General features: G+C 63.4%; 16 protein-coding genes, 1 tRNA gene and 1 pseudogene. 11 read left to right on the top strand and 7 right to left on the bottom strand.

Features of this window, described 5'->3' with window-relative positions:
- Nucleotides 1–87: 87 nt before the first annotated feature.
- From LMJ30_RS20005 to ada, 3 genes and pseudogenes are all read right to left on the bottom strand, one after another.
- Nucleotides 88–1765: pseudogene (locus tag LMJ30_RS20005) on the bottom strand (amidohydrolase).
- 98 nt (nt 1766–1863) lie between these two features.
- Entirely contained in the window at nt 1864–2544 is a 681-nt protein-coding gene (locus LMJ30_RS20000) for a 2OG-Fe(II) oxygenase (RefSeq protein WP_229434323.1), read from the bottom strand.
- Nucleotides 2541–3599: a bifunctional DNA-binding transcriptional regulator/O6-methylguanine-DNA methyltransferase Ada gene (gene ada / locus LMJ30_RS19995; protein WP_229434322.1), complete on the bottom strand. Its 1059-nt coding sequence runs from the start codon at nt 3597–3599 to the stop codon at nt 2541–2543. Before ada ends, LMJ30_RS20000 begins: the two co-directional genes overlap by 4 nt.
- 144 nt (nt 3600–3743) lie before the next feature.
- Here ada and hutC point away from each other — a divergent pair, with 144 nt between their 5' ends.
- The 11 genes from hutC to LMJ30_RS19940 all read left to right on the top strand — a co-directional run bounded on the left by hutC (nt 3744) and on the right by LMJ30_RS19940 (nt 12057).
- Complete coding sequence (gene hutC / locus LMJ30_RS19990) at nt 3744–4463, top strand: histidine utilization transcriptional repressor HutC (protein ID WP_229434321.1); 720 nt, start codon at nt 3744–3746, stop codon at nt 4461–4463.
- 176 nt (nt 4464–4639) lie between these two features.
- Nucleotides 4640–5086: a response regulator gene (locus LMJ30_RS19985; protein WP_229434320.1), complete on the top strand. Its 447-nt coding sequence runs from the start codon at nt 4640–4642 to the stop codon at nt 5084–5086.
- 230 nt (nt 5087–5316) lie between these two features.
- On the top strand, nt 5317–5643 hold the full coding sequence (gene trxA, locus LMJ30_RS19980; RefSeq protein ID WP_169465639.1) for a thioredoxin TrxA: 327 nt from the start codon (nt 5317–5319) through the stop codon (nt 5641–5643).
- Nucleotides 5644–5786: 143 nt separating this feature from the next.
- Complete coding sequence (rho, locus tag LMJ30_RS19975; protein WP_229434319.1) at nt 5787–7049, top strand: transcription termination factor Rho; 1263 nt, start codon at nt 5787–5789, stop codon at nt 7047–7049.
- Between the two features lie 128 nt (nt 7050–7177).
- Complete coding sequence (locus LMJ30_RS19970) at nt 7178–7486, top strand: hypothetical protein (protein ID WP_229434318.1); 309 nt, start codon at nt 7178–7180, stop codon at nt 7484–7486.
- Nucleotides 7487–7630: 144 nt separating this feature from the next.
- Nucleotides 7631–7900, top strand: a complete 270-nt coding sequence (locus tag LMJ30_RS19965) for a type B 50S ribosomal protein L31 (RefSeq protein ID WP_229434317.1) — start codon at nt 7631–7633, stop codon at nt 7898–7900.
- A gap of 106 nt (nt 7901–8006) precedes the next feature.
- Nucleotides 8007–9734 carry an ArnT family glycosyltransferase gene (locus LMJ30_RS19960; protein WP_229434316.1) on the top strand — a complete coding sequence of 576 codons (1728 nt, stop codon included), beginning with the start codon at nt 8007–8009 and terminating at the stop codon, nt 9732–9734.
- 66 nt (nt 9735–9800) lie between these two features.
- A tRNA-Leu gene (locus LMJ30_RS19955) sits at nt 9801–9885 on the top strand.
- 197 nt (nt 9886–10082) lie between these two features.
- On the top strand, nt 10083–10409 hold the full coding sequence (locus LMJ30_RS19950; RefSeq protein ID WP_229434315.1) for a hypothetical protein: 327 nt from the start codon (nt 10083–10085) through the stop codon (nt 10407–10409).
- Between the two features lie 70 nt (nt 10410–10479).
- A complete protein-coding gene (gene ampC / locus LMJ30_RS19945) occupies nt 10480–11634 on the top strand; it encodes a class C beta-lactamase (protein ID WP_229434314.1) in 1155 nt (384 codons plus the stop codon).
- A gap of 45 nt (nt 11635–11679) precedes the next feature.
- On the top strand, nt 11680–12057 hold the full coding sequence (locus tag LMJ30_RS19940; RefSeq protein WP_229434313.1) for a PH domain-containing protein: 378 nt from the start codon (nt 11680–11682) through the stop codon (nt 12055–12057).
- A 7-nt stretch (nt 12058–12064) separates the two neighbouring features.
- On the opposite strand, the gene LMJ30_RS19935 is transcribed toward LMJ30_RS19940, so the two are convergent.
- The 4 genes from LMJ30_RS19935 to LMJ30_RS19920 all read right to left on the bottom strand — a co-directional run bounded on the left by LMJ30_RS19935 (nt 12065) and on the right by LMJ30_RS19920 (nt 16090).
- Nucleotides 12065–13477, bottom strand: coding sequence for a diguanylate cyclase domain-containing protein (locus LMJ30_RS19935; protein ID WP_229434312.1), 1413 nt, complete (start codon nt 13475–13477; stop codon nt 12065–12067).
- A 178-nt stretch (nt 13478–13655) separates the two neighbouring features.
- Nucleotides 13656–14048, bottom strand: coding sequence for a GFA family protein (locus LMJ30_RS19930; RefSeq protein ID WP_229434311.1), 393 nt, complete (start codon nt 14046–14048; stop codon nt 13656–13658).
- Nucleotides 14049–14112: 64 nt separating this feature from the next.
- Entirely contained in the window at nt 14113–15174 is a 1062-nt protein-coding gene (locus LMJ30_RS19925) for a hypothetical protein (protein WP_229434310.1), read from the bottom strand.
- Nucleotides 15175–15316: 142 nt separating this feature from the next.
- On the bottom strand, nt 15317–16090 hold the full coding sequence (locus tag LMJ30_RS19920) for a substrate-binding periplasmic protein (protein ID WP_229434309.1): 774 nt from the start codon (nt 16088–16090) through the stop codon (nt 15317–15319).
- Nucleotides 16091–16141 lie beyond the last annotated feature (51 nt).

Raw genomic sequence — 16141 nt, 5'->3', positions numbered from 1 at the left:
CTAAGTTGTCTATACAAGGTAGTCAATTCTTTTTGTCAGCGCCCCCCAATTCCGTCGCTCCCCCGAACGCGGGAACGACGGGTTGGCTTATTTTGAGCTGTATACCTGCTGCCCCGCCACCCAGGTCTGCAGCACGACCGTCTTGTGGATGTCCTTCGCCGGCATCTTGAACAAGTCCTGGTCGATGACGATGAAATCGGCCCATTTGCCCGCTTCCAGCGAGCCTAGTGCTTTTTCCTGGTGCCCGGCATAGGCTGCGTCAAGGGTGAAGCAACGGAACGCTTCCTTCAAGGTCATCGCCTCGTTGGCGTACCAGCCGCCGTCCGGGCGGCCGGCCGCGTCCTGGCGCGTTACCGCGGCATGGATGCCGTAGAACGGGTTTGGCGATTCGACCGGGAAGTCGGAGCCGCAGGCGATCTTCGAGCCCTGCTTGAGGAAGGTGCGCCATGCGTAGGCGCCCTTGATGCGCTTCGGCCCGACCCGGTCTTCGGCCATGTTCATGTCGGAGGTCGCGTGCGTCGGCTGCATCGACGGCACGATGCCGATCTCCTTGAAGCGCGCGATGTCCTCCATCGTGACGACCTGCGCGTGCTCCATGCGGTGACGCAGCCCGGCTGTCGCAGTACGGTCGACCAGCTTCTTGTAGCCGTCGAGGATCTGGCGGTTGCCGGCGTCGCCAATGGCGTGCACATTGACCTGGTAGCCCTTCTTCATCGCCTTTTCCATCAGGCCGTAGATGTCGTGGCTTTTACGGAACAGCAGGCCGTGCGATTTCGGCTCGTCGCTGTATGGCTCGATCAGGGCGGCGCCGCGGCTGCCCAGCGCGCCGTCGGAGTACAGCTTTACCGAGCGCAGTACATACATGTCGTTGGCGTAGGTTTTGAGCGGGCCGTTTTTCGACAGCTCGTCGAAGTCGGCGGCCACGTCGCCGATCATGCCGTACACGCGCGTGGTCAGCTTCTTGTTGCCGGCATAGTCGCGGTACAGGCGGTCGTGGCCCGCGCCAATGCCCGCGTCGTGGACGCTGGTCAGGCCCATCTTTGCGATCTGCTGGAGCGAGCGGTCAAGTACACGGCGCGCTTCGGCCTCGGTTTGCTTCGGCATCACTTTGGTGACGAGGTCCTGGGCGGAGTCGACCAGGACGCCGGTTGCGTTACCGTTCGCGTCGCGCACGATCTTGCCGCCTGCCGGGTCGGGTGTATCCCTGGTGATGCCGGCCAGCTGCAGCACGCGCGAGTTGCCCCAGCCGGCGTGGCCGTCGACCCGCTCGAGCCAGATCGGGCGGTCCGCCACCGCGCCGTCGAGTTCCGCCGCGGTGGGGAAGCGTCCGAGCTTCCAGATCTCCTGGTTCCATCCACGCCCGCGCAGCCATGCCTGGCCCGGGTTGGCCCGGGTTGGCGCGGGCGTAGTCGCCAGCTGCCTTGAGCGCGTCGGCCAGGGTGGCGGAGGCGGAGAGGTCGAGCTGGGTCAGCATCTCGCCCAGGCCGAACACGTGGCCGTGCGCGTCGATCAGGCCTGGCAGTACCGTTTTGCCCTGCACGTCGATGTGGCGCGCGTTCTTTGCCTTTGCCGCGACTTCCTTTGCGCCGCCGACCGCGATGATGCGCCCCTTGTCGTCGAAGGCCAGCGAGGCGAACCTCACCAGTTCATTTTTGCTGTTGAGCGTGTAGCCGTTGGCGTTGTCGATGACAGTGTCGGCCAGGGCCGGCGCCATGGCGCCAAGCGAAAGGGCCAACAGGGAACTCTGCAGGGGAATCATGCGCATCAATCTCTCCGTTTTTTTATAAGTTCGAAAACAACAAACGGAGTGTATCGAAATTCAGGGCGCGACAGTCAAAAGCGAACCGGCGCCCTCGCGGCCATCTATTCGGCGTCGTGGAATATCACGCCCAGCGTGTGGCGCAGGCCGGCGCGCAGCCGGCTGACGCCATGGCGCATGTTGACGCGGTAGACGCCGCGACTGCCATTCACCGGACGGTAATGCACCGGGAAGATCACCGCATCGCCCTGCCCGAGCGGCACTACCTCGACCCGCGACTGCATGCGCGGGCGCTGCTCGGTCAGCACAAACTCGCCGCCGCTGAAGTCCCTGCCGGGTTGCGACAGCAGTATCGCCACCTGCAGCGGGAATACGTGCTCGCCGTACAGGTCCTGGTGCAGGCAGTTGTAGTCGCCCGCGTGGTACTGGAGGATCAGCGGCGTCGGGCGGCGCTGGCCGGCCGCGTGGCAGCGCGCGATAAAGTCCGCATGCTGCGCCGGGAAGCGGGTGTCGATGCCCATCGCCTCGTGCCAGCGGTTGGCGATGGCCGCCAGCGGCCCGTACAGCGACTCGCGCAGCAGCGCCAGGCCTGGGGGCAGCGGGTAAGCGAAGTATTTGTATTCGCCTTTGCCGAAGCCGTGGCGCTCCATCAGCACGCGGCTGCGATACAGGCTGTCGTCCCCGTATGCGTGCGCGTAGGCGGCGCACTCGCCGGCTGACAGCAGCTGGGGCACGACCGCGCAGCCGTCGTTGTCGAGCTGCGCGCCGATGCGTTCCCAGTTCATTTCGCGCCTTCGCGCTCGAGCAGCGCGTGCTTGCGCTCGACGCCCCAGCGGTAGCCCGAAATGCTGCCGTCATTGCGCACCACCCGGTGGCATGGAATCGCCACCGCCACCGGGTTGGCGGCGCAGGCCCCGGCGATCGCGCGCGCCCCTTTCGGCAGGCCGATGCGCTCGGCCAGTTCGGCATAGCTGACCGTCTGCCCTGCCGGTATCTCGCGCAGCGCCTGCCATACGCGCTGCTGGAACGCGGTGCCGCGCACGTCGAGCGGCAGGTCGAGGCCGATGCGGGGCGCTTCGACAAAGGCCACCACCTGCGCCACCGTCTGCTCGAAGTCGGCTTCCGCGCCGCGCAGTTCGGCCTTCGGGAAGCGGTCCTGCAGGTCGCGCGCCAGCAGCTCGGGGTCGTCGCCCATCAGGATCGCGCAGATGCCCTTGTCGGTGGCGGCCACCAGGATCGCGCCGAGCGAGCTGGCGGCGATGGCGAAGCGGATGCTGGCGCCGGTGCCGCCCGCGCGGAAGGCTTGCGGCGTCATGCCGAGCACTTGCGCCGACGCCGCGTAAAAGCGCCCGCTCGAATTGAAGCCGGCTGCGTAGATTGCTTCGGTCACCGTGGGCGCATCGGCCAGTCCCTGCTGCACGCGGCGCGCGCGGCCGGCGTCGGCATAGGCTTTCGGCGTGATGCCAGTGTGCGCCTTGAAGATGCGGTGGAAGTGGAAGCGGCTCATGCCGCAGGCCTGCGCCAGCGTGTCGAGGTCGGGCACGCCGTCGGCGGCGTCGATCAGCCGGCAGGCTTGCGCGACCACGCCGGCATGGCGTTCGGCCAGCGATGGCTGGCCAGGCTTGCAGCGCAGGCAGGCGCGAAACCCGGCCTGCTCGGCGGCGGCGCAGCTGTCGTGGAAGGCGACGTTCTTGCGCAGCGCCGGACGGGCGGCGCAGGACGGGCGGCAGTACACGCCCGTGCTCTTGACCGAGTAATAGAAGACGCCGTCGGCGCCGCTGTCGCGCTGCTGCACGGCTTCCCAGCGTTCGGCTTCGCTTGCGTATCTTGCGGTGATCATCTCTGCTTTCATGGGGCACCTCGCCTGGTTGATGACGGCCATCTTCGCGCAGGGCGCCACCACCGTCATCCCGGCGCTTGCTTTTGAATTCACAAAGCTGCGCGGTGCTAGAATCGGCTTTTAAGCCGGCCTTCGGAGAGTAGTTTGGAAGAACAGATTGCGCAAGACAGTACGCCCATTTTCCAGCGCATTAAGGATTACCTGCTAGGCGAAATCGCCGCGGGCCGCTGGAAGGAAGGCGACGTGGTGCCGTCCGAGCAGGCGCTGGTGCGCCAGTTCGGCGTCTCGCGCATGACCGTCAACCGCGCCGTGCGCGAACTGACCGCCGAGCAGGTGCTCACGCGCCGCCAGGGCTCGGGCACCTTCGTCGCCGCGCAGAAGTACCAGGCCACGCTGGTCGAGATCCGCAACATCGCCGACGAGATCCGCGCGCGCGGCCACGTGCACCGCAGCCACCTGCACCTGCTCGAACCGGCCAAGGCGAGCGATGCGATGGCGGTGCAGTTCGAGCTGGCGGCGGGCCACCCGCTGTTCCACTCGGTGATCGTCCACTTCGAGAACGATGTCCCGATCCAGGTCGAGGACCGCTGGGTCAACCCGGATTGCGCGCCTGACTACCTGGCGCAGGACTTCAGCGCCAGCACCCCGAACCAGTACCTGATGACGGCCGCGCCGCTGCAAAGCGCTACTTACAGTATCGAAGCGCTGCCCGCGCCGCGCCCGGTGGCGGACATGCTGTCGATCGAACCGCGCACCTGCTGCCTCGTTTTAAAGCGTAAAACCCGCTCGCACGACCAGATCGCTTCGGTGGTGACGATGTGGCACCCGGGCCAGCTGTACCAGTTCGCCGGCGCGCTTGGCTGAAATATTCTTTCACCGGATCGATTTTCCCGGTATTTTCTTTCATATTTCCACAGGGCACCGTATCGTTTTGACAACACATTAATATTTTTGCAATGCACTGTGCAGCGCGGGGGTGCGATGGTTGATAATCCACTCCGCCACTGTAACGGCTAATTACAAAAAATAAGTGGACGACAATGAGCGACACGACGGAAAAACCATTGCGCGCCCCCCTGCGCGTGATGCTGCTGGACGACGACCCCTTCATGCTGGAACTGCTGCACGGCATGCTCGACGAGCTCGGCTCGTTCGAGGTGCTGCGCGAAACCTGCGCGCGCCACGCATTGCGCACCCTGCCTGTCGATGCGCCGGACCTGCTGGTATGCGACCTGTCGATGCCGGAGATGGACGGCATCGAGTTCATGCAGGCGGCCGCGCGCGGCGGTTTCGCGGGTGGGGTGCTGCTGCTGTCCGGGCTCGACAAGGGCGTGCGCAACGCCGCCGAACGGCTCGCCAGCGCCTACGGCCTGCGTGTGCTCGGCTCGTTTGCCAAGCCCTTGCCGCTCAACGCATTGCGCGGCGTGGTCGAGGCGCTGGTGGCCACCCAGCCGCGCTTCGGCGGCCATGCTGGCGAACGCGGCTGACTACCGCACGAGAATTTGTACAAGCGCACGACACGTTATGGAAAATAGGTTATTATTTCGGCTAATTCCCCGCCTGACACCCTCTTGCCGCCCTTCCCAATATTGAAATTGGCAACACAGTCTCCACCATGAGTGTTGCAAGAAAAAACGGAAGCCGGATGGCGATACCTTTTAGCAGGGTCGGCTAAATCCCCAGGCGTTATTGACCCACCTCTGATTTGAGGAAAAAAATGAGCGAAAACATCAAACACATTAGCGACGCATCTTTCGAAGCGGACGTATTGAAATCCGAACGTCCAGTCCTGGTCGACTTCTGGGCCGAGTGGTGCGGCCCTTGCAAGGCGATCGGCCCGATCCTCGAAGAAGTCGCTAAGGAATACGACGGCAAGATCCTGATCGCCAAGATGGACGTCGATGCGAACCAGGCAGTGCCTGCCAAGTTCGGCATCCGCGGCATCCCGACCCTGATCCTGTTCAAGAACGGTGTCGCCGCCGCCCAGAAAGTGGGCGCCATGGCCAAGGGCCAGCTGACGTCCTTCATCGACAGCAATATCTAAAGAACCTTAAGCGGCGGCAGCGCGCCCGCACTGCCGCCAAAGACTGGCCGGGAAGCGAAACAGCCTCGACTGATTCCTTCCCAACTTGATTAACCCACGCAGTTCCCTCCCCTACCTTTACCTCCCGTCACGGGACTCAACACATGCACTTATCTGAACTAAAGGCGATGCACGTCTCAGCCCTCCTTGAGATGGCGATCGGCCTTGATATCGACAACGCTGCGCGCCTGCGCAAGCAAGAGCTGATGTTCGCGATCCTGAAGAAGCGCGCGAAATCCGGCGAACAAATTTTTGGCGACGGCGCCCTCGAAGTGCTGCCTGACGGCTTCGGCTTCCTGCGCTCGCCCGACGCCAGCTACATGGCGTCCACCGACGACATTTATATCTCGCCTTCGCAGATCCGCCGTTTCAACCTGCATACCGGCGATTCGATCGAAGGTGAAGTACGTACTCCAAAAGACGGCGAGCGCTATTTCGCGCTGGTCAAGGTCGACAAGGTCAACGGCGAATCGCCGGAAGCGTCCAAGCACCGCATCCTGTTCGAGAACCTGACCCCGCTGCACCCGAACGAGCCGCTGCGCCTCGAGCGCGACATGAACGGCCAGGAAAACATCACCGGCCGCATCGTCGACCTGATTTCGCCAATCGGCAAGGGCCAGCGCGGCCTGCTGGTGGCGTCGCCGAAGTCCGGCAAATCGGTCATGCTGCAGCACATCGCGCACGCGATCACCGCCAACCATCCTGACTGCACCCTGATCGTCCTGTTGATCGACGAGCGTCCTGAAGAAGTGACCGAGATGCAGCGTTCGGTGCGCGGCGAAGTAGTCGCATCGACCTTCGACGAACCGGCAACCCGCCACGTGCAAGTGGCCGAGATGGTGCTGGAAAAGGCCAAGCGCCTGGTCGAGATGAAGAAGGACGTCATCATCCTGCTCGACTCGATCACCCGCCTGGCACGCGCCTACAACACCGTGATCCCGGCATCGGGCAAGGTGCTGACCGGCGGTGTCGACGCCAACGCACTGCAGCGCCCGAAGCGCTTCTTCGGCGCGGCGCGCAACATCGAAGAAGGCGGCTCGCTGACCATCATCGCCACCGCGCTGATCGAAACCGGCTCGCGCATGGACGACGTGATCTACGAAGAATTCAAGGGTACCGGCAACATGGAAGTGCACCTCGAGCGCCGCCTGGCCGAGAAGCGCGTCTACCCTGCGATCAACCTGAACAAGTCCGGCACCCGCCGCGAAGAACTGCTGATCAAGCCGGACCAGCTGCAGAAGATCTGGATCCTGCGCAAGTTGCTGTACTCGATGGACGAGATCGAAGCGATGGAGTTCATCCTCGACAAGATGCGCGCGACGAAGACCAACCTGGAATTCTTCGACATGATGCGCCGCGGCGGGTAATACTGCCAAAAGCATCACAGGAACGGACGGCATTGCCGTCCGTTTTTACGTTTGCACGCACGATAGACACGCCTCAACGGCAACCCGCGACGCTTACGCAAACTAGCAGGACTAGCATGGGGGCGTGCATGGAATCCGACATTGCGAATGGTGATCACGATGACTATATTAGACAGATGGACCGCCGCCTCACCGTGCTCGAAACGCGTTTCGATACTATCCTGCCTACGCTTGCCACGAAGGCCGACCTGGCGCAACTTGAAATGCGCGTGATCACCGAGCTGCATAAATCGATCGCCGGGGTGCACAAATGGCTTGCTGCGATGGCAATCGCGATGCTGCTGGGGTTTGGTGGAATGTCGCTCACCATGCTCAGCGTGATCAACTCCCTTGCCGACCGGGTTGAGCAAGCCGTCCTCGCCCAGCCAAGGCGATAGCCCGCATTTGCCCTCCCCCACCAATCCCCTGTATAATCGCCGGTTGCAGTATTTAACCCCTGGCAAGTGAACAACAATCGGGTCACGAAGCAAGACCGACCGACGAAGTGATGTTTGGCTACCAAACTAACCGAGGCTATACAAATGAAGACCGATATCCATCCAGATTACCGCGAAGTAGTGTTCCACGACATGTCGTGCGATTTCAAGTTCATTACCCGCTCGACGATCCAGACCCGCGACACGATCAACCACGAAGGTAAAGACTACCCACTGGTCAAGATCGAGGTGTCCGCTGAATCGCACCCATTCTTCACCGGCAAGCACAAGATCGTCGACACCGCTGGCCGCGTTGAAAAGTTCCGCCAGAAGTTCGGCAAAGTCGGTTCGAAGACCGAAGTCGCAGCAGGCTAATTGCCGCGCGATGCACGCTGGAAGTTGCAGCGGTAAAAAAAGCAGCCCCCGGCTGCTTTTTTTTCGTTGATACTACGCCTTACCAAAATTTTCCCTACCGTTATCGATGAAGCCAGTCCGCCTTCCCGCCGCCGCCACCCTGGCGCTGCCACGATGGGCCCTGTTCGCACTGGGTCTTTTGTACATCCTGCCGGGCCTGATCGGCCGCGACCCGTGGAAGGACGACGCCGGCAGCTTCGGCATCATGTGGACCATGGCGCACGGCAGCCTCAACGACTGGCTGGTGCCCAACATCGCCGGCCTGCCGTACGCCGAAGACGGCCCGCTGGCGTTCTGGCTGGGCGCCATCTGCATCAAGCTGTTCGGCTGGCTGCTGGGCGACGTCAACGCCGCCCGCGTCTCGACCATTGCCATCTTCGTCACCGGCACCGTCTCGGTCTGGTACACCGCCTTCCACCTCGGGCGCCGTCCCGAAGCCCAGCCGCTGCGCCTGGCCTTCGGCGGCCAGCCCGAACCCAACGATTACGGCCGCACCCTGGCCGACACCGCCGCGCTGATCTACCTCGGCTGCCTCGGCCTGCTGCTGTTCAGCCATGAAACCCTGGCCGTCACCCTGCAGGGCTCGCTGGTCGCCTACTTCCTGTACCGCGCGGTGCGCTACGTAGAAGCGCCAAGCCTGCGCAACGCCGCCCTGATCGGCCTGTCCCTCGGCGGCCTGATCCTCACGCGCGGCTGGCTGACGCCGGTCACCCTGGTGCTCACCTTGTTCCTGGGCACCCGTTTCCTGTCGGTGCCGCCTGGCCGCACCCTGAGCCACCTGGCTGTCGCCTGCGCCGCCGCGGTCGCCATCGCCCTGGTCTGGATCCTCCCTGTATCGGCGCTGGAGCCCTACGGCGAGGCGCCGGTCGCAGCGTGGTTTGCCTGGAACGCCAGCCAGTTCGGCATGCCGGGCTGGACCTCGATCAAGAGTTTCTTCCGCATCGGCATCTGGTTCTTCTGGCCGGCGCTGCCGTTTGCCGGCTGGGCCATCTACGCCTGGCGCCGCCAGAACCACCTGCTGCACATTGTGCTGCCGCTCAGCTTTACCGGTGCGCTGACCCTGCTTGTCCTGTGCGACCCGCACCCTGAAAACGGCGACCTGCTCAAGCTGCTGCCGCCGCTGGCCATCATGGCCGCGTTCGGCCTGCCGACCATGAAGCGCAGCGCCATCAACGCCATCGACTGGTTCTCGGTGATGGTGCTGACCATGATCGCCAGCATCTTCTGGCTGTTCTGGGTCGCCAAGCTGACCGGCTGGCCGGCCCAGTTCGCCAAGAACCTGCTCAAGCTGCTGCCGGGCTACGAGCCAGAGTTCCAGGTGATACCGGTGCTGGTGGCCGCCTGCGCCACCATCGGCTGGTTCTTCCTGGTGTACTGGCGCGTGTCGCGCCGCCCATCGGTGTTGTGGCGCGCCGTGGTGCTGTCGTCGGGCGGGCTGATCCTGCTGTGGGTGCTGGTGATGACCTTGTTCCTGCCTGACCTGAACTACAGCAAGAGCTACGCGACCGTCGCACAGCAGATCGCCGACAAGCTGCCTGCCAACAGCAACTGCATCGATTCGAACGTCGGCCAGCCCCAGCGCGCCTCGTTCGCCTACTTCGGCAAGCTGCCGTTTGCCGGCGTGACGCAGGACCGTGAGCAGTGCGACTTGCTGCTGTTGCAAGACAGCGTGAAAATCAAGGACGACCGCGAAGCCCTGCGCCCGCCCAAGGGCCGCAACTGGAAGCTGCTGTGGGAAGGCCGCCGCGCCGCCGACCGCGACGAGCGCTTCCGTCTTTACCAGCGCCTGGACTGACCCGGCGCTGTTAAAAAAGCTCGTTTTCTGTTCGTCGCTGGTCTATAATGCGGACCTTGCGTGTGAGCCTTGGTGGTGGAACTGGTAGACACAGCAGACTCAAAATCTGCCGCTGAAAGGCGTGCCGGTTCGATTCCGGCCCGAGGCACCAAAACGCAACAATGCAGGACACTTAAGAAGACGCACTCTCATTCTTGGAGACTGCGTCTTTTTTTATGCCGCCTGCGCCAAAACCTGCTTCCTGCGCCCACCAGAGAAAATTTGCGCCCCCGGATGACAAAACAACAGCGACCCCTGCTAAGCTGGCGGTTCATGCAGTTCGACCGGACAATTGAAAGGAAACATGCGATGAAAACCATGAGCGGTGGCCACGGATTTAACGTACAGCAGTCGGTAACGAAAAAGATCGGCATCGTCGTCCTCGTCACGGCGGCCATCCTGCTGGTGCCTCTCATCGCGATGCAGTTCACAGGCGAAGTGAACTGGAGCGCCTTCGACTTCGTGGTTGCTGGCGTGCTCCTCGCAGGCACGGGCCTGGCCTACATCCTCTCGACGATGAAGATGAGCAGCCCGCGTTCGCGCCTGGCCATCGGCGCCATGCTCGCTGTCGCGCTGGTGCTGGTCTGGGCGGAACTGGCTGTCGGCCTTTTCGGGACACCGTTCGCAGGCTCCTGATCCATGCACTGCATCCGAAGCCCGGTTTGACGCCGGGTTTTTTTTCGCCAATCAAAAAGGACACATTACCTTGGCCAACTGCGCAGCAATCGCCCTCCTTTGTTCTGCACTGCTTCCGGTCACCAGCCTGGCAGCGGATCACACCGCCGACATGCGTGCCATCGTCGACGCCGCCATCCGCCCCTTGATGGCAGAGCACGACGTGCCCGGCATGGCGGTCGCCATCACCATCGATGGCAAGCCGGCCTTCTTCAACTACGGCGTAGCTTCGCGCGAAAAGCAGACGCCGGTGAGCGAGAAGACCTTGTTCGAGATGGGCTCCATCAGCAAAGTGTTCACGGGAACGCTGGCCTCCTACGCGCAGGTGCTCGGCAAGCTGTCGCTGGACGATAGTCCCGGCAAATACATGCCGCAGCTCAAAGGCAGCGCGATCGACAAGGCGAGCCTGCTCCACGTCGGCACCTATACCGCCGGCGGGCTGCCGCTGCAGTTCCCCGACGAGGTCTCAAACGCCGGCATGGCCGCCTACTTCCAGCAGTGGAAGGCGGATGCGGCGCCGGGCACGCAACGCCGGTATTCCAATCCCAGCCTCGGCCTGTTCGGCCACCTGACCGCGCTGGCCCTGAAGCGTGATTTCGCTGAGCTGATGGAAACCCAGCTGTTCCCACGCCTTGGCCTCTACAACAGTCATATCCGGATACCAGCCGGCGCGATGGCCAGTTACGCGTGGGGCTACAACCGGGACAACAAGGCGATCCGCGTCAATCCGGGCGTATTTGCCGACGAAGCCTATGGGGTCAAATCGAGCGCAGCGGACATGATCCGTTTCGTGCAGGTGAACATCGATCCAGGGCAGTTGCCCGGCCCGATGCAGCGCGCCGTCGCCGGGACCCATGTGGGTTACTTCAAGGTCGGGGAGATGGTGCAGGGGCTGGGATGGGAGCAGTACCCCTACCCGATCACCGTGGAGCGCCTGTTGGCGGGCAATTCTGCGACGATGATCATGGATCCGAATCCCGCCACGCGGCTCGATCAGCCGGCAGCGCCCGCCAAAGGTACCTTGTTTAACAAGACCGGTTCGACGGGCGGCTTTGGCGCTTACGTGGCCTTCGTACCGGCTGCCAGGATCGGCATCGTGATGATGGCAAACAAAAATTATCCGATTCCCTCGCGCGTGAAGGCGGCGCATGCGATCCTGGCGCAACTCGCAGCGGCCGCCCGGTAAGCCTGCGGGTATGATGCTTAGTCACTCCAACACAAAGGAAACAAGATGGGCTTGCTCGACGGCGTATTAGGCAATGCATCGAAGATCGATGCGGCAAAGGTGCAGCAGGAGTTCCAGCAGGTGCTGGCCCCGAACGAAAAAGTGGAGCACGCCTACCAGCTGATCCGCGACTATTTCGTCTTCACCGACAAGCGGCTGGTGCTGGTCGATAAGCAAGGCGTGACCGGCAGCAAAGTCGAGTACCACTCAATTCCTTACAAGAGCATCACCCACTTCAGCATCGAGACCGGCGGCACGTTCGACATGGATGCCGAGCTCAATATCTGGATCTCGGGCACGGCTGTGCCGTTCAAGAAGCAGTTCAACAAGAAGCTGAGCATCTACGAAGTCCAGAGCGTGCTGGCGGCTTACGTGCTGCGCTAAGTCCGGGTCAGTCGAGGGCCACGGCCTCCGCTTCGCGCGCGGTGCGCGCCAGCGCGATGCAATCCTTGCCTTCGCCCTTGGCCACATACATGGCCTGGTCGGCGCGCACCAGCAGCGCCGCCATATCCTGCGCGTCGTCCGGCAGGAACACGGCCACGCCGATACTGGCGCTGACCGTGACCACGTTGTTCGACAGCGCAAACGGCAGGCGCAGCTGCGGCAGGATCTTGCGCGCGGTGGCTTCGGCATCGCCGGGCGCCGGCAGCATTTCAAGGACCACCACGAACTCGTCGCCCGCCAGGCGCGCCACCGTGTCGGTCTTGCGTACCGAAGCGGCGATGCGCGCGCCAACCTGCCTGAGCAGTTCGTCGCCTTCTTCATGGCCGTAGCTGTCGTTGACGCCCTTGAAACCGTCCAGGTCGAGGAACAGCACGGCGCACGAGCGGCGCAGCCTGACCGCGCGCTTGATCGCCTGCGGCAGCACGTGCATCAGGGCGCGCCGGTTCGGCAGCCCCGTCAGGGTGTCGCTCATCGCCATCGCATGCAACTCGGCGGTGCGCTCGGCCACCTTGGCTTCCAGCTCTTCGTTCATGCGCTCCAGCACGCGCACGTGCTGGCTTTCGGCTTCCAGCATGTGCCACATCGCCTTGGACAAAACCTGGGCTTCGCGGAAGCCATACTCGTCGGGAAGCGCCAGCACCGGACCGGCCGCGGCGCCACTGGCGCGCGTTTCCATCATGCTGCTCAGCTGGTTCATCGGCCGGGTGACCTTGCGCGCCAGCATAGTCGCGATCCACGCAAGCGCGCCGCCCAGCGCCAGGCTGATCCACAGGATGCGCCATTTCAACGCGTCCCAGCCAGCCATCGCCGTCGCTTCGGGCTGCCGTGCCAGCACCGCCCATTCGACCGGGGCGGGGTCCTTCGGATCGCCTGTGCGCGCGTAGCCGGTGAAGTAGGTGCGTCCGTCAGGCCATGTTTCGGCGACCGCCCCGGTGGCGCCGCCAAGCGCCAGCTTCAGGCTGTCGGTGGCGATCTTTTGCCCTTCCATGCCAGCCGGCCCCAGCAGGACTGTGCCGTCGCGGCGCACCACCACGATCTCGGCGCCGTACTCCTTGAACGCATGGTCCGTGACCGTGGCCTGCAAGCTGCCCGGGACGGAGCGCACGTCGGGCAGCAGGCTGGGGTCGCCGCCAGCCTTGTTCGCCACGCGGTCGACGGAGTCGCGCATCTGCCACGCTAATTGCTGCAGCCGCAGTTCGGCTTCCCTGGTGGCATACGGGACGGCGAAATGGTTGACGAGGGCGAGCATCGCCAACATCGTCAGGCCGACCGCGGCGCACACGCCAAGGGTCACAAAACTGCCGAGCCGCGGCGCGGTTCTGGTTTTTTTGGGCGCCGGGACGGCAGTTATCTTGTGCATCACGTTTGTCGTGTGGGTTTTCGATAGATTGCCGACAGGGTACACGCGAACGCAGGAAATGGCGAAAAGTTATTGCCGAACAGCAGGGAAAATAACAGGAAAGCAAGCATTGTGTGGCAAATTTGCATTTGCTTGATGCATAAGCATTGCCGCCGCGCCCCCGGCTGCTGTCTGATAGTTACAGGTAAGCGGTGACTGCCGGCGCCGCATTCCAGCAATCGTTGCGTCCATCGAGGAAGGTCACGGGAGCCGCCGCGAGTTCCTCGTCGCTGGCGTTGTCCAGGCAGGTCACGCTGACGGCGTAAAAAGGGCCCCAGCGCGGCGATGTCCCGGTGCCGAAGGTGTGCACGCCGCAATCCTTGCAGAAATAATGATGGTCGGCCCGGGCGCCAAACTGATAGACGCCCGGCGTTCCCTTGATCAGCCTGAATGCCTCCGGCCTGACGATGGCTGGCCAGAACCGGCGCTTGCGGCAGATCGAGCAGTTGCACTTGATGGTGCCCTGGCCAAGATCGATATCGGCTTCGAAGCGCAGTGCACCGCAGTGGCAGCTGCCATGGTAGGTTTTCATCGGCCGGAACTCCTGTTTGGAAAAAGAAACTCCGGACGAGTCTACCAGCACGCACGCGCCGATCTCAAGGCAGCGGGTCAAGCCGCACCGCATAGCATGTCAGGCCCTTGCATCCGGTGGCGGCAATCTGCCCGCTGTTATTGATACCGCCCGCGCTGACCAGCACCCAGCCGCTGGCCGGATTGATCATCTTGTTCAGGTCGCGCATCTTGCCGGCATGGTAAATGAATGCCTTCTGCCACCCGGTGTCCGATTCGCCTGTTGCCGGCCCGCTAGAGTGGCCAACGACATGGCCATGGTCGTTGATGTCATTTGCCGAGCTGAACTCGCCGCCTGGCAAGGTGCCCAGGTTCTTCATCACGCCGCGGTAGTACAGGAATGCGCGGTTGGCGCGCAGTTCCGGGGTCGAGGATTCGCCGGCAACCTGCCCGCGCTCATTGATCGCCAGCGCCACGCTGTACTGGCCGCCCAGCGTGCCGAGGTCGATCATTTCCTCGCATTTGTAGAGGAAGGCGTGATACGCGCTTTCCGGCGGACTGTACGGCCCCACGACCGAACCGCCAACCACCTGGCGGTGCTCGTTCAGGCCCATCGCGCTGCTGCTGCCTTCGGCATCGGGCACCTCGATCCGGCCCAGGTCCTGCATCGACACGCCGGGACGCAGCAGGAAAGCGCGCGCTTCGAGAGCGGCGTCCGGCCCGAGGTCGGCCCAGCCCGCGATATCGCCGCGGTTGTTGATGTCGCCCGCGGCACTGTTGTTGCCGCCCAGGGTACCCAGGTCGACCATGGTTCCGGCCGCGTAGCGGAACGCGCGGCGGTAGCCGTCGGTGTTGATGGAGGTCCCGACGATGACATTGCTGTCATTGATTGCGGACGCATAGCTGTCCGGCCCGCCGAGGGTGCCCAGGTCGGTGATCACGCCGGCGATGTTGACGAAACCATGGGTGACAGTGGCGCCGAACTGGAAATTGCCGACGACCGCCCCGCTGCTGTTGATATCGGTGGCCTCGCTGCCCGCCACTCCGACCTGGGTGACAGTGTAGCGTGGGGAATGCGCGGACGCGGCCGGCGGCAGTGCAATCAGCACCGCCAAGGCGAGCGGGGAAAGGCTGGGAAGCAAGGACATGGTGTTCTCCCTGGTGTGGACCCGAGATGGGTGGATCCAGCATAGGGATAGCGAACTGTGCCGCTGTGCGAAAAATCATGCGGCCGGGCGCGGCGGGTCAAGGCCTGTGGTCCGATGCCAGCGGGAATACTGTTTATACTTTTTATTGCCTGCGCTGGGCAGGTCCCGGCGCGACGATGTTCTGCTTCCCCCAGGCTTCATATTTGCTGTCGATGCGGCGCGATGTACCGTCGCGCCCCATTGCTTCAAACGCGCCCTGCATCCGCACAACCAATGTGTCGGGCACGGCTTTGTTACAGGCGAGATAGACCTGGACTGTGCGGAACGTCAGCACGGGCTCGATGCTGGCGCTCCAGCCGTTCTGTTCGAGCACTACGCTGCCGCGTCGCAAGCTCGCGGCCCACAGGTCTATCCGGTTGAGCAGCAACTTGCGCGGATTGATCAGGTCGTTGTGGGCGGAGTCGACCTGGAAACCGCGTGCGCGCAGGTATTCCTCGCGGGCGTCGCCGTTGTAAGTGCCGATGCGCAGGCCGCGCGCGTCCTCCAGCGACTTGAAGCGGTAGTGCCGGTCTGTGCGCGCCAGCAACACCCAGTCGGCCGCGTCCAGCGGGCCGATCCAGTGGAACAGCTTTTCGCGTTCAGGCGTACGGGTGGTGGAATACACGCAGCCATTCTTGCGCCGCAGGGCCGAGGTATAGGCCCGCTTCCACGGCAGCAGGTCGATCCGGTAGGCCACGCCACTGCGCGCCATGATCTCGCGCACTTTGTCGGTGCTGCTGCCGGTAACGGTGCGGCCGGCCATCATGCTCGCCGGCGGCGAGCTTTCGGTGGCGATGTACAGCGAGGGCTGCGCGGCCAGGGCCGGAACCAGTGATACGGCCAGCAACAAGCCAGCCAGGGTGTGGGACGTTCGCATACCGACCTCCGGCAGCAGAGGACTTTTGCCGCTGCGCGGTTTCAGCATACC

This window comes from Massilia agrisoli, from assembly GCF_020831365.1.
GTDB classification, from domain to species: domain Bacteria; phylum Pseudomonadota; class Gammaproteobacteria; order Burkholderiales; family Burkholderiaceae_D; genus Telluria_A; species Telluria_A agrisoli.
This window is presented reverse-complemented; position numbering and strand designations above follow the sequence as displayed.

Excerpts from the sequence above, each read along its gene's own strand:
- trxA (WP_169465639.1), top strand. The coding sequence starts at position 5,317 with ATGAGCGAAAACATCAAACACATTAGCGACGCATCTTTCGAAGCGGAC.
- LMJ30_RS19985 (WP_229434320.1), top strand. The coding sequence starts at position 4,640 with ATGAGCGACACGACGGAAAAACCATTGCGCGCCCCCCTGCGCGTGATG.
- LMJ30_RS19930 (WP_229434311.1), bottom strand. The coding sequence starts at position 14,048 with ATGAAAACCTACCATGGCAGCTGCCACTGCGGTGCACTGCGCTTCGAA.
- LMJ30_RS19950 (WP_229434315.1), top strand. The coding sequence starts at position 10,083 with ATGAAAACCATGAGCGGTGGCCACGGATTTAACGTACAGCAGTCGGTA.
- LMJ30_RS19960 (WP_229434316.1), top strand. The coding sequence starts at position 8,007 with ATGAAGCCAGTCCGCCTTCCCGCCGCCGCCACCCTGGCGCTGCCACGA.
- rho (WP_229434319.1), top strand. The coding sequence starts at position 5,787 with ATGCACTTATCTGAACTAAAGGCGATGCACGTCTCAGCCCTCCTTGAG.
- ada (WP_229434322.1), bottom strand. The coding sequence starts at position 3,599 with ATGATCACCGCAAGATACGCAAGCGAAGCCGAACGCTGGGAAGCCGTG.
- LMJ30_RS19920 (WP_229434309.1), bottom strand. The coding sequence starts at position 16,090 with ATGCGAACGTCCCACACCCTGGCTGGCTTGTTGCTGGCCGTATCACTG.
- LMJ30_RS19970 (WP_229434318.1), top strand. The coding sequence starts at position 7,178 with ATGGAATCCGACATTGCGAATGGTGATCACGATGACTATATTAGACAG.
- LMJ30_RS19935 (WP_229434312.1), bottom strand. The coding sequence starts at position 13,477 with ATGCACAAGATAACTGCCGTCCCGGCGCCCAAAAAAACCAGAACCGCG.
- LMJ30_RS19925 (WP_229434310.1), bottom strand. The coding sequence starts at position 15,174 with ATGTCCTTGCTTCCCAGCCTTTCCCCGCTCGCCTTGGCGGTGCTGATT.
- LMJ30_RS19965 (WP_229434317.1), top strand. The coding sequence starts at position 7,631 with ATGAAGACCGATATCCATCCAGATTACCGCGAAGTAGTGTTCCACGAC.
- LMJ30_RS19940 (WP_229434313.1), top strand. The coding sequence starts at position 11,680 with ATGGGCTTGCTCGACGGCGTATTAGGCAATGCATCGAAGATCGATGCG.
- LMJ30_RS20000 (WP_229434323.1), bottom strand. The coding sequence starts at position 2,544 with ATGAACTGGGAACGCATCGGCGCGCAGCTCGACAACGACGGCTGCGCG.